The organism is Paenibacillus sp. cl130 (genome assembly GCF_900116035.1).
Classification (GTDB): Bacteria; Bacillota; Bacilli; order Paenibacillales; family Paenibacillaceae; genus Paenibacillus; species Paenibacillus polymyxa_B.
The window spans coordinates 155,767-168,693 of sequence record NZ_FOYG01000011.1 but is presented as its reverse complement, the minus strand read 5'-3'; the positions used below and the strand labels follow the sequence as shown (position 1 = coordinate 168,693).

Genomic DNA, 12,927 nt, shown 5'->3' with positions numbered 1-12,927 from the left:
GTTAGGTTTTATCTTGTCATGATACTTGAAGATTAATAAGATAGGACAAGCTCGTGTTGCTTCTCTTGTATTTGTGAACTTTGGGGTATGCTCTGTTGTCTGCGATAGCTATATTTCCAGTCACTGTATTTATTAAGGAGTCGATCCAACTCCATGGACTTGATTAACACCCGCCGATCCTTCAATCCCACCTCATTCGCCAAATCATTTAGTTCCTTCCGCTTTTCTTCGATGCATTCCTCCAATTGTTTCCATTTCACATCAATAAACCTCCTGTTCGGTGTGGTATTTACATTAGTTTACAAGCTGATACCTTCCCTACAGGTTAAAAATATAATAAAACCCAATTCATCCCTTTAACGGGATGAATCAAAAAAACAGCCTTACCGAGGCTGTTTTTTGATAACTATTAACCGCCCATCCCATGGCCAAACAAAACAATGTTATGAGAGTATTCTAAAAAGCTAAAGAGCCCTATAATTAGAATGAACCTCAGGTTTTTTATTCGCACTTATCAAGACCTCCTCCATGATACTTTCATATTCTGATATTTGGTCTTTTGTTGCCTGCGCTCTAAATTTCCCAAATATTGCTGTGCAGATCATAAACTTTTCTTTGTTATTGATTTGAAGACATTTTCTCAAGCATTTTAAAACATAATAAATACCATTTTCATAGGAATGGCTATTAAACATATATATTGTTAGTTGATAACAAAAATCAGCATACGTATGATAACTAAATGATGGTTCATAATAACTGGTTTCCATAGATAATTCATCATTAAATGAGTTTAATTCGCGGGAAAACTGTTGGAGGATATTTTCAATTAAAAAACCATGCTTGTTAGCCGACTCTACTATCGTTAATAACCCTAATAAAATTTCTGGTGGGTTATTTTTTAAAAATTGAATATATATTGGCAAACTACCTGTATCGCCCATAAGAATTTTCAAGTTAAGTTGATTAGCATTTGCCCAAAGGGTGAACTTTTGTACTTCTTTTTGTCCAATCTCTCCTAAATTCTCAAACCAACTCAAATCGGCATAGCCAGAAATATACTTCATTGCTTCCTCATACTTCTCTTGTTTTTCCAGAGCATTACCCTTTATTAAGTAACCTTGACCATAGTAGACCACTAAATGTCTCTCAGTTTTCAATGTAACATTCTTTTTATTAGTTTCTCTGCTCTTACAAACAATAGTTGCAAGCGCTCTTAATTCATCTGCATAACGCTCTGTTTCTTTCCATTGATGCAAGTTGAAATAAAGATTTGACAGTTTAAGCAGACCATCTAAATGATATTCTAAGGGTACCCGATTTCTAAAGGGTACAAATCTTAGTGCGGCCTCCAAATTTCTTTCCATACTTTCACTAACAGAGATTGAAAAAATTCTATAATGACTGATTGCCAATCTCTCAGAATGTTGGTACTTTTCATTTTCAATAACACATTCATAGAAAGGAATAGCTTCCTTTAGCTTTCCTTCCTCATACAACTCTTCTGCTAAAGTGAAAATTGTAGGAATATGATTAAGATCCTCCATTAATCGAGATAGTACTTTCTCCACACACCTCAGATTCCCTACTTCAACACAACGAATCAGGAACGGCTTGACCCTTTTCCAATGAGGTCTTCCATCATAAAAACATTCATCCACATACAGGTCATACAACCAGCCTTCTGGATAATTAAATGCTTTGGTAATCAAGTCCATTTGTCTTACCGAGATAGGTTTAGGCGGATTGCCATTAAGCATAGCACTAAATATGCCCCGGTTAAGCCCCGTAGCTTGTCCAAAACTATTAAAAGTGTAGCCACCAAGTTTTAGTTCTTTCTCAATTTCCGAACGGATCGTGGTTGCATTTTCCAATAAAAACACCCCCGGCGTATTCAGATGATTTTAAAAATCACCCTCCTCGACAATCAATTACAATATACTAGAAATTATATGAATAAATTGGATGGTGGTCAACCCCTTTTCTACACTGTTTTATTATATTATGGAATTTGATGTTTATTAAATAGTTCTCACAAGAACTAAATATATAACAATTTAGGCAATTTAATTACCTCCACGCCTGATCTGGCTTTGTCTACACTCATACTATAGGAGTGTGGAGGTCTATGGAAACGACGAAACTTATAGGAACGAAAATTCGCCAATTTCGAAAATTGCGTGGTATTACACAAGAACAGTTAGCAGAAGCATCCGATTCAACAGGTTCCTATATCGGCAAGTTGGAGCGCGGTGAGGTCAATGTGCAGATCAAAACACTGGAGAAAATAGCAGAGGCGCTGAACACGAACGTATTTGCATTTTTTGACTATAATCCATATGAAGAACTCAAAAGCCAGCCCTGGATTTGGGAATGCATTCATATACTTTCCCAGCAGAATGAAGCAGGGCAAAATAAAGCTTATCGCATATTGAAGGAACTGTTCTCTTCTTCACAAAGCGAGCTTTTGGAGAGTAGCTCCGACACCCCTGATACACATGAGGAATAGTAAATTTCACTCAATTAACATGCACGAAAAATTAAAAGAGCTGTGTGATCTTCTACACTAGGTAGAGAAACATAGCTCTTTTTGCTCTAAGAGGTCATTTGCCTCATATTATTTTCCACTGCTTGTATCACTTTTTCATATTCTGTCCGTTGTTTTTCGGTCGAATGATCCTTATATTTCTCAAATAATAGCGTGATGGACTTGATATAGTAATTCTTATCGTTTAACTCTGAGGAGGCTTTTAAACTAATCAGCATACTGTCTATTGCCTCGGTATAGCTTCCTTTACTGAAATAGTATCGACTAAGCTCAAGAAAAAAACGAGAATATGTCAGCAGATCATTATTTGTATGATAATACGAAATATTTGTACGTAGCTCCCTAAATTCATTAATATTCTCAGCAAAAAGAGCCAGAGTATCGTCTACTGAGTAACTGTAATGATTGGCCGATTCTATAATGGTCAATAGCCCAAGTAATATTTCCTGAGGATTATTTCTAATAAGTTCAACATAGGCAGGCAAACTAGCCGTATCCCCCATCAGAATTTCTAAATTCAAACGGTTTGCTATTCCCCATATTTCGAATTTCTGTGCCTCTATCATTCCAATCTCATCCAGACCTTCAAATCCAGTTAGATTTTCATAGTAAGGTATGAACTTCATAGCTGCTTCATATAGCCCTTGTTTTTCGAAGGAGTTTCCCTGCATTAAATAGGCTTGACCATAATAAACGATTAGATGTCTTTCTGTATTTAAACGTATAACTTCGCGATTCTTCGCCCTCGCTTGAGCTTGATGCCAATAAATGCTTGTGACTAGTACCTCAAGTTCCTTCGCATAGTGTATAGCCGCCTCATAATCATAAAATTGGAAATATGCATTAGTCAATTTTAACAACGCGTCTAATTGGTAATTCTCGGGAAGATTCCTCCGAAACGGTGCAAACTTTATAGTTGCTTGACGATTATTATCCAAGTCAGTATTCAGAGAATAACAAAACAAACGATACTGGCAGATTGCCAACCGCTCCGAGTGGTAATATTTTTCATTTTCAATTACACACTCATAAAAGGGAGTAGACTCCTTTTTCTTTCCTGCTTCGTGTAGTTCTTCTGCAAGCTCAAATATCGTCGGTACATAGGACAAGTCCTCGGTTAGTCTTGACAGTACCTTTTGAATACAGTCTTCCCTCCCTAACTCTACACAACGTAATAAAAAAGGCTTAATCCGTTTCCAGTGTCCTTTTCCCTCATAAAAGCATTCATCTATGTATAACTCATACAGCCAGCCTTCGGGATATCCCAATGCCTTGGTAATCAAGTCCATCTGCCGAACCGAGATCGGCTTAGGTGGGTTGCTGTTAAGCATGGTGCTAAATATACCACGGTTAATTCCAGATACTTTACTGAAGCTGCTAAATGTATGCCCCCTTTGCTTTAGTTCTGTCTCTATCTTCGAGCGGATCGTAGGTGTATGTTCCATGCTAATCCCCCTCTTTAGCTTGAAGAATTATATTTTTCGTCTCTACTAACATTATAAGGTAATTTTAGTTCGTGATTTCTTAAACCTGAATATAATAATCAAACATATCTCTTGGAGTATTTTTGTACAAAAAAATGAGCAGGTGGGATACTAAATCCCCTGCTCATTTCAACGATGGACGCCTGTCTTAATTAGCTGTCGGTTCGGTTCCCCAAACAAGTACACCATTATGATACAACGTAGCCTTCGTATGATCGGCATATGAAGTTTGCGTGCCTTTATACGAGTAATCGTCACTTTCGTTGTAGTTCGACCAGTCTGTTTTATGAATACGGGTTTGAATTTCGCCCGTGCTTCCTCCAGGTGCTAACACGCCTCCATTCGAGTTGAAGCTGACTTCCAAATAATAATCAGCACCGGTTGCAGCTTTATCCATTTTAACCAGCTTACCATTCAGCTTCGAGCAGCTCAGCACCGCATAGTCGCAGTTAAATGTCTGGTCACGGTCACCGTCGATCGTGTAGTAGTAGCGAAGTTTCAACTCGTTGATCGGTACGGAGGTTGTACCTTTATTTAAAATTTGGAAATGCGGCTTCAAGTTATTGTCGTTCACATTTGTATCCGCTACGCGATACTGGAGCACAAATCCCGTTGTCGGCTGCTGAGTATCCGCTTTGGGTGCTGCGCTAGCCGTGTTCGAAACCGTTTGACCTGCATCGTTCTTCGCTACGACTTGGTAATAGTACATCGTGTCTGCCGTTACGGCTATGTCGGTGTAGCTGCTTCCGTATACATCGCTCGCCACTGTGGCGAAAGCGCCGTTTTCAGCTGTCGAACGCTTCACTTCATAGCTTGCTGCATTCGCTGATGCTGTCCAGCTCAGCTTTACTTTCGTCGTTTCGCCCGCTGCGTTCAGCGTGAAGCTGCCTGGTACTGATGGTTGCTCGGTAATGCCATACGTTTTTAAGTTAGTCGGGAGCTTGTCAAGCGTAATGACGTTCGGATGATTATACACTTTTTTCAGATGCTCAAGACTGTTTTGTTTGCCGTCTCTCAAGAAATCTCCATACCATGTAGCGAACCAGCTCCAATGGGCTTGATACGCCTTCATCAGATCAGGGTCCGGGATAGGTCCGTTTTCACTCATGGCAACTAGCTTTTTGTCCTTGCCCAATGTAACAAGGTCTTCATATTTTGCAATTTGCGGGCTGTAGTCGCCTGCTTGCGGATAAGAGTCGAAGCTCAAAATATCCACATACTCATCTCCCGGATACCAGTCGGGAGCAACAGAGTTCCAGACCCAGATCAGATTGTTCAATTTGTGCACATTAGTCAAACGGTCGTGCATCAAAATATACAATTTTTTAACAGGCTCAGGACCTTTAGCGCCCCACCAGAACCATTTGCCTTCCGCTTCGTGCAAAGGACGGAACAGGACAGGAACTTTCGCATCCTGCAACTTCTTCAATTGCCCTGCAATCACATCGATGTCGCGAATAAGCAATTTATAATCTTCGGACTCTGGATGATTCATCGCATATTCTATATCGAATGTAGTCGAATCGGCATAGAAGCCTCTCCACCATTCTTTTCCCTGCGTATCGATCAGACCTTTCGGCGCGTTCCAGTGCCATGCAAAGGTAACGATGCCCCCTTGCTTATCCCATTCAATCGCCTTTTCCGTCTCTGTGGAACTAAGACCGTGTTCCGCTCTGCTTGGGGAATAGTCAATCAGGTCAAGTGCCGCAATAGCCGGCTTTTTACCTACATTCGCTTGAAGCCAATCAATTTCGGGCATATCCTCTTGACCGGAAAGCATATTCTTCCCGTATTGATCAACCAGATAGTTCATCAATGCTCTTGCTTCTACCGTCGCATTCGGATTGGTGAGCGTTTTGGTTACTGCATGTGGTGGACGGTCAGCAGCTGGCTCCAGCTTGACGTAGTCGATATCATACCAGCCCCAGCCTGTTTCAAAACCGATCGTATTCGCCCCTGCATTCAACAGAACCTTACCACCGGACGTTTCTTTAAAATCAGCCGATTTCCAAAGTACCAGCTCGCCAGACGCTTTGCCGTTTAAAGAGAAGTTGGTGCGTTTGTCATCATGAGGCGAACGGTAGCCGATTGTAAGATTGTACAAGCCTGCCGCCTCTGCCTGGATCGTCATCGTCAGGGAATCCCCTGCATTGTGGAAATTAGTTACATAACCAGTACCGGAGAAGCCGGTCCCGCTGGATTCCACAATGGTTCCCTTCAGCGTGCCATCTTCGGCTTCATAGCGATCCTGTTCGTCTACAGGTGTTCGCGGAACCGCTTTCAAAACATTGGATTCGCTCGTTCCCGTCTTTGTTTTTGCGGTTATTTTATAATAATAAGAAGTGCCGTTCGTTACGTTCGTATCCGTATAAGACGTTTCGACCAAGTTGGATGCTACAGCAGCAAAAGGACCGTTTTCATACGTTGCCCGCTGTACGCTGTAACCTACAACTCCGCTGGAAGCGTCCCAGGATAAATCGACTTTCCCATCGCCAGCCTCAGCCCTCAGCGCAAAGCTTTCAGGATTTTCTGCAGGCGTATCATTGCCAGCAGTCAACACGATGTGATAAGCCGTCAAAGGCGGTACTGTATAGGTAAAGCGGTTGCCTGAAATTTGCGTGATTGGCGCTGCTTCCTTAATTTGCGAGCTATTTTTGTCGAAGCCCCATACTTTAGCGGAACCGTAAGTCGTCTCGCCGGAAAGATCAAATTGGGCGTCGAATGCACTGTCCATGCTTTTATTCATGACAACGAGGTGCAGTTCTTTGTAGGATGCATCCATTACGGAAGCATGCACCGAGCTATTAACAATATCCGACGTTTGTGCATGAACGCTGATATCACCGAAAGTAGAGCTTTTTCCGTCATAATTGCGGTAAAGTTTGTAAGCGGCACTAACGTAGTTGTTGGCACCATCCTTTAACTTCCAGTAGTTTGCCATATAGACGTCGTTTTTGCCCAAGATGCCCAGCACATCAGTCATAGCGATACCGCCGGAAATATCATTTTCGCCACCATAGCTATACTCAGTCAAAGCCAGCTTGGTTCCTGGGTAATACTTATCCACCGACTGCTTTAATCGAGGCAGTATAGGCAAGAATTCACTGTTCCATTGAGCAATCCAGCTATCTTCCTTGTAGGTCGGGTCCCACAAAGTACGAGGCGCTTGCATTCTGGCTTTCTTCGTTTCGTCGTTGCCTACCTCATTTGTAATTCGTATGCCCCCGCCCATCGCTTCAGGATACCAGTGTACATCAAAGACATCCAGCAATCTCTTGCCTTCGGCTTGCGAGCTGAGACGCATTTGATCCAGGTAATAGTCCACGAACCAGCTGTAGTTGCCTTTTACAGAGTTCCAATCAGGTGCAGTTTGAAGATCTTTATAGGCGCCAAAACCGTAAAGAACGGGCCCAAAAATTTCCGCACCCGCGTCAACCGCTTTAACAGCTTTGGATAAACTTACCGACCGGTCTACCAACTCTTTGGCTCCAACCTTTTCACCATGAATACGCGGATGCGTATGCGACCAGAGAGCGGGTTCATTGTCGAGCGCATATCCTTTCACGCCCGTTTTTGTTGAAGCAACGCCGTACTTTTTCACTAAAAAGTTGACGAATTCATCCGCATAAACCTGATTGTCTTTCAGATCAGGCTGCAATTGAAACGGCGCATTTTTAGCGTTTACGACCTCATTCCACCGAGCGGAAGGAGCCTTTTCGCTTTCCTGCACACTTCCGTTTCCATCCTTGGCCACATAACCGGCCATCGGCAGTGTGACTAAAGAATATGTGCCCTGCTTCAGCGATTGATCGTGAAACGAGGTTGCCACCGCACCTGGCTTTTCACATTCGGCTTTTGTCAATCCGGCGTTGTCGCATAAATAGCTATCGCTGGACTGCATCCAGTCGCTTCCTGCATTGGACATATTGTTTTCCCAGTTATATCCGGTCATTCGATTGCCACCAAGTCGTCTGGCAGTCAGATTCTCATCGCCTGCCAACTCCTGATTCGTACCGTAAATATAAGGGCTAATAGGCTTACGATCCTTGGATGTATCGACTTTAATGGTAACAGTCTTTGCCGTTTGACCGTGAACTACAGTTGGAGTCGGTAGAGCACCCCCTACTATAATCGTGCATGCCATGACGACAGGCAGCCATTTGGAACGTTTGGACCAAATACTACTACTATTTTTCGCCTTCATGCCGCTTCCTCCCTTCAATTTAAAAAGAGCGGCACCCATACGAATGCCCCTCCTTGAGGCTTTAAGGCCCCTTCCCTGTCCCCAAACGAGCTTATCGTTCCGTTGCAGCGTCATATCCGTGCTTGAAATGTTCCAGCCGAAAACAACACCCTCTTTCTTTGAAACTGGATTTATAATATTACCTTAACACAAAGGTATATTGACATTTTTAACTATTGTTTTAATTAGCTAGTATTAATTTCTTAAATAACCATATAGCTTGAGGTATCACAATAGCTCTTGCTCATCCACACTCGTCTTCCCTAGCGCACTTTATCCTTTTGAATAAGCTTATAATAGATGCGTGCAGGCTCTGATTCTCCAGTGGATAAAATGTATTCTGCCAAAGGTGCGCACAGTTTTTGGAGATAAAAGGAGTATAGCAGCTCGGCCGTGTCAAAATGAATTTTCAACACTTGCTTCATCAAGCCTTCGAATTTGGAGTAATCCAGTTCTTCCGGGGTAATATCAAACGGGTACTCAGGAAAGGTTTTTTTCTGAATTTCAACAAACTGCTCCCTAAGCTTCGGTTGATTGCCTGAACGGGCAGCCGAGAAATTCATCATAAAAAAAGATACAAAATCCGTCTCACGGTCACTTAACTCATAGTACTCACACCAACGCATGAATATCAGCGGTTTTACCATATATAAATCTCCTTTAACAAAAGTTCAGATTTATCATGAATCTTACAAAAATCTAGCGGGTTCCATCTTATGTAATATATAGGTTAAGCCCCATTTTAAAATATGATTCCTTAAATGAATTTTGCTTTTTAACATATCCCCTTCTTATATATCCATAAAAGTGCACAACAAAAAAAGACTGTTTCAGCATTTTAATGACGCTGACCAAGTCTTCTCATAATTATCCGTATATTCACATTCGTATTTATTCTAATCCTCTACATAGCTGCAAGGTTACAGGCTGCAAGTGAACACATAAGCGGGAGGGACATTGCAGTTTACCTTTTTAATCTGAATGTCAGCAAAAAAGGTGCGAAAAAAATTGTGTTTGACCTTGCTGTACTGGAACGTAATAAATTTGCCTTCCTGGCCCAAAACCTCAGCCGTTTGTCCCAAAATGAGGCTGGATAATGCAGCGGGCAAGCTGGTGAAAGGGAGCCCTGACACGACATAATCCACTTTTGGGACCTCATACTGTCGTATATACTGCGCTACATGCTCAGCCGATCCATGAATAATGTGTACCCTCTCCAGGTGTCCGTACTTGCTTTGTAGCGTTTTGTAAAACGATTCATTAGCTTCAATCACTAAAAGTAGCGTTTCTGGACGCTTGTTCAAAATAAGCTCTTGCGTAAACACACCGGTTCCTGCACCATATTCAATAATGCACGATGCTTTGTCAAAGTAAATCGGTGTGGCAATTTGTTTGGCCAACTGTCTTGAGCTGGGTATAACAGCGCCTACGCTACGTGGATGCCTGATGTACTCTCGAATAAAGTGAATCGCGTTCATCTTTTTCTCTCCCTGCTTGACACACATGATAGGCATTCGGTTCATCAACACTTCTTATTACATATTCATTGTATACCGATCAGAATATTGATTTCAAGCAGGCTACTGTCGGCATATAAAAAGAGCGTAGCCTTATTCGACTCTAATCAAATAATGACTACCCTCTTGTTGTAACATCTATTTGTCCATGGTATCCAAATGTGCACCCTCTGCCTGCGATGCCTGTCCAGCTTTACGTCGTCGTGCGCCTATGTGCATGGCAACAATCCGATAGATGGAGGCTGGCTGTATGGATACGGCCCAGCTCGCGTCTGCATCCGGTGCAAGCACGACCCCTAGCTGGTGATGATCGCCATCGTACATGCCTCGCTGCACAAACTTGCTCTCGCCCTGCAGATTGCGTACCTCCAGCTTACAAAAAGCAGAGTTGATTCGCAAGGCCTGGTGTAACTCGGCACGGGTATTCACAACAACCCCATTCACGCGGTAAATGGCCTCGCCCGGCAGTATGCCCATGGCTGTCGCTGGACTGTCTGGCAGCACAGCGAGAACACGCATCCCTTGCTCCGGATGGACAAACATCGGGCTAAGACGATTTTCCTCTATATTACCATACCAGATCAGCGCCTCATGAGCCAGAAAGGAGAATAATGCTGCGAGCAATATCAGCGGACTCCACCATGCAGCCAGCAAGCTCAGCAGAAGTAAAGCCACACTATACAGGAGCAAACGGTTCGAAGTAAGTACCGCCTTCTGTCGTGGTAGCTGGCCTAGCGTCACGCTGCTGAAGCCCATCAGGACTGGCAAGGCTGCCAGCATATACCCGGTTCCGGCATCGCCGCCGAACAAAGGTGTCCAGGGAAGCATGAAGCCTCCCTGAGTCGGTACCAACAACAACAACGGAATGGGCCAGAGGTCTTCCATACGATAACCGCCAACCAATCTTCCCCGTTTGCCCTCGACAAACAGCGGAGTGGCCGCCTTCCCCCCTTGCCAGCGAACCAACAGCGCCTCAGCCACATGCAGCACGGCGACCAACACCAACAGTGCTGGAATATCCAATCCGCGGATGGCTGCTACTGATGTTCCGAGCGCTCCCCCAGGTTGCCAGCCACTGGCCACGTTTAAGAAAAACTGAACCACACCTAGCAGACCTACCGAATAAGCGAGACACAGGTAACGGACGCGTACCAGCATGAGCAGTAATGTCGCTACCCACAGGCACACGATGGAAGCCGAGTTCAGATGCACACTGACGAACATTCCCAGAGCAGATAGCGCCATTCCAGCAAGCAAACCACTCCATACGACACGCCAGGTCTCTGCAGTCCAGCTATGCATTTTGGTATGAAATAGCTTGCGCTCCAGCAGCATTTGCCGACGATAACCAAGTGCTACAATGAGTATTGAGATATAATAAAACGGCTGCAAAAGCAGGTACAAGCAAGCATTCAAGACGCTCCATCCCCATTGTAATGCCCATTCCAAGTCCATTCACACTCCTTATGCCCCTGGCCCGCTGTATAGCGGATCACGTACATTTCATATCCATTTATTCTATATGAAATTGCCAACGTAGGGAAGACAAACCGACAGACTGCAAATAAATCCCAATATAAAAGGAGGCTGTTTCCAGCCCCCTTGTTGTAGCCTCACTATTATTTCGCTGCGCTTGTCTTCATTTCCTTCCGAATCTCTTCAATCCCCTGCTTGAGTTGATTATCATTTTTCGGATCACGAATTTTCTCAATCAGCTTGGCTTCCATCGCTGCTGCTGTCTTCGCATCAATGATGCCGCTAGCCGTCAGCTTCGCTTGTTTTTGGAAAGCAATAACAGAGCTTTCAGTTACTTTGTCAAAATAGCCATCCTCGCGACCTGGTTTGTATCCCAAGCCTTGCAGAATGATTTGTGCATTTTTCACATCACTGCTATTCATATTGTATTTCAAGGACTTTTCCTTGTTCAACGGTGCTGCTGTGAAGTATTCAGGCTGTTCCACCGCAATATTCGGCTTAATCCCTTTTTTATGAATCCACGTTCCATTTGGCGTTAACCATTTGGCAATCGTGATTTTGAGCAGGCTACCGTCACCCATTTGCTTGTCATAGCTGGTTTGTACAGTACCTTTACCAAAGGAATTTTCCCCGATCAACACAGCACCTGCTGATTGCTGGAGAGCACCTGCCAGAATTTCGGACGCACTTGCGCTGCCTTTATTCATTAGCAAAGTCACTGGATAGTTCTTACGTGATCCTTTGGATTTCTCTTCTTCACGCTTCTGATTCTTGTCTTCCACTTGTACAATCGTTTTGCCAGAAGGTACAAATTGCTGTGCAATATCAATGACCACGGAAAGCACGCCGCCCGGGTTATTACGCACGTCAATGACGAGCCCTTTAAGCCCTTGTTTTTCGAGCTTCGCTAACTCTTCCTTGAAACGTTCTGCTGTATTCAAGGAGAACTGGGTGATCGTGATGACGCCTACACCGTCGCTTTCCATATGAGCCGTTACAGTTTCCATATCAATGTTGTCACGGGTAATCGTGTATTCGAGCGGATCAGGAGAGCCACTGCGCTGAATTTTGACTTTTGCCTGACTGCCTTTAGGCCCACGGATTTTGGAAACGGCCTTGTTTAGATCCAATCCGTCCAGTGTTTCACCATTAACAGACAAAATAATATCCTTAGAGCGTAACCCTGCCTTCTCTGCCGGGGAGCCTTTAATTGGCGTGACTACAACTACTTTCCCGTTTTCGGCAGCTACTTCGGCTCCGATCCCAGTAAAAGAACCTTCAATGGATTGCTCGAATTGTTGGGCAGTTTCTTTACCCATATAAGAGGAATACGGGTCGCCGAGCGACTCCATCATACCATTGATGGCGCCATCCACCAACTTGGTACGATCCACATCCTGATAATATTGTCCCTGAATCAGGTCCATCGCCGTCTCAATTTTGCGGATATCACTTCTGGAGGTAGAACTGCTACCTGTCACACTCGCCAGCAGTCCTTCGCCCAGAGCGCTGTTCCCTACTGTAGTCGTTCCAGTATAGGCAAAAGTGAGCAGACTGCCGCCAAGCAGCCCGATCACCATCAAGAGTATCGCTGTACTTTTTTTCAACATCTAATCGTCCACCGCCTTCTCATTATCTTGTATCCTATTGCCTTACAAC

General features: G+C 43.7%; 9 protein-coding genes. 1 reads left to right on the top strand and 8 read right to left on the bottom strand.

Annotation, left to right across the window (positions count from 1 at the left end; all coding sequences use genetic code 11):
* Positions 1–32: 32 nt before the first annotated feature.
* Complete coding sequence (locus tag BM358_RS24100) at positions 33–260, bottom strand: aspartyl-phosphate phosphatase Spo0E family protein (RefSeq protein WP_023990607.1); 228 nt, start codon at positions 258–260, stop codon at positions 33–35.
* 204 nt (positions 261–464) lie between these two features.
* On the bottom strand, positions 465–1,874 hold the full coding sequence (locus BM358_RS24095) for a DNA-binding protein (protein WP_028542115.1): 1,410 nt from the start codon (positions 1,872–1,874) through the stop codon (positions 465–467).
* 254 nt (positions 1,875–2,128) lie between these two features.
* Here BM358_RS24095 and BM358_RS24090 point away from each other — a divergent pair, with 254 nt between their 5' ends.
* Complete coding sequence (locus BM358_RS24090) at positions 2,129–2,509, top strand: helix-turn-helix domain-containing protein (RefSeq protein ID WP_028542116.1); 381 nt, start codon at positions 2,129–2,131, stop codon at positions 2,507–2,509.
* Between the two features lie 86 nt (positions 2,510–2,595).
* Here the strand turns inward: BM358_RS24090 and BM358_RS24085 are convergent, their stop codons facing one another.
* From BM358_RS24085 to BM358_RS24060, 6 genes are all read right to left on the bottom strand, one after another.
* The gene (locus BM358_RS24085; RefSeq protein ID WP_028542117.1) at positions 2,596–3,993 is read right to left on the bottom strand and encodes a hypothetical protein; all 1,398 of its coding nucleotides are present in this window, start codon (positions 3,991–3,993) and stop codon (positions 2,596–2,598) included.
* Between the two features lie 187 nt (positions 3,994–4,180).
* Positions 4,181–8,236 carry a glycosyl hydrolase gene (locus BM358_RS24080; protein WP_028542118.1) on the bottom strand — a complete coding sequence of 1,352 codons (4,056 nt, stop codon included), beginning with the start codon at positions 8,234–8,236 and terminating at the stop codon, positions 4,181–4,183.
* Positions 8,237–8,538: 302 nt separating this feature from the next.
* Positions 8,539–8,922 carry a hypothetical protein gene (locus BM358_RS24075; protein ID WP_023990615.1) on the bottom strand — a complete coding sequence of 128 codons (384 nt, stop codon included), beginning with the start codon at positions 8,920–8,922 and terminating at the stop codon, positions 8,539–8,541.
* A gap of 273 nt (positions 8,923–9,195) precedes the next feature.
* Positions 9,196–9,753 carry a class I SAM-dependent methyltransferase gene (locus BM358_RS24070; protein WP_023990616.1) on the bottom strand — a complete coding sequence of 186 codons (558 nt, stop codon included), beginning with the start codon at positions 9,751–9,753 and terminating at the stop codon, positions 9,196–9,198.
* Between the two features lie 177 nt (positions 9,754–9,930).
* A complete protein-coding gene (locus BM358_RS24065) occupies positions 9,931–11,247 on the bottom strand; it encodes a PDZ domain-containing protein (RefSeq protein WP_028542119.1) in 1,317 nt (438 codons plus the stop codon).
* Between the two features lie 164 nt (positions 11,248–11,411).
* On the bottom strand, positions 11,412–12,878 hold the full coding sequence (locus BM358_RS24060) for a S41 family peptidase (protein WP_023990618.1): 1,467 nt from the start codon (positions 12,876–12,878) through the stop codon (positions 11,412–11,414).
* Positions 12,879–12,927: the final 49 nt, after the last annotated feature.

Coding starts and splice junctions, on each gene's coding strand:
- BM358_RS24090 (WP_028542116.1), top strand. CDS start 2,129: ATGGAAACGACGAAACTTATAGGAACGAAAATTCGCCAATTTCGAAAA.
- BM358_RS24085 (WP_028542117.1), bottom strand. CDS start 3,993: ATGGAACATACACCTACGATCCGCTCGAAGATAGAGACAGAACTAAAG.
- BM358_RS24080 (WP_028542118.1), bottom strand. CDS start 8,236: ATGAAGGCGAAAAATAGTAGTAGTATTTGGTCCAAACGTTCCAAATGG.
- BM358_RS24075 (WP_023990615.1), bottom strand. CDS start 8,922: ATGGTAAAACCGCTGATATTCATGCGTTGGTGTGAGTACTATGAGTTA.
- BM358_RS24070 (WP_023990616.1), bottom strand. CDS start 9,753: ATGAACGCGATTCACTTTATTCGAGAGTACATCAGGCATCCACGTAGC.
- BM358_RS24065 (WP_028542119.1), bottom strand. CDS start 11,247: ATGGACTTGGAATGGGCATTACAATGGGGATGGAGCGTCTTGAATGCT.
- BM358_RS24060 (WP_023990618.1), bottom strand. CDS start 12,878: ATGTTGAAAAAAAGTACAGCGATACTCTTGATGGTGATCGGGCTGCTT.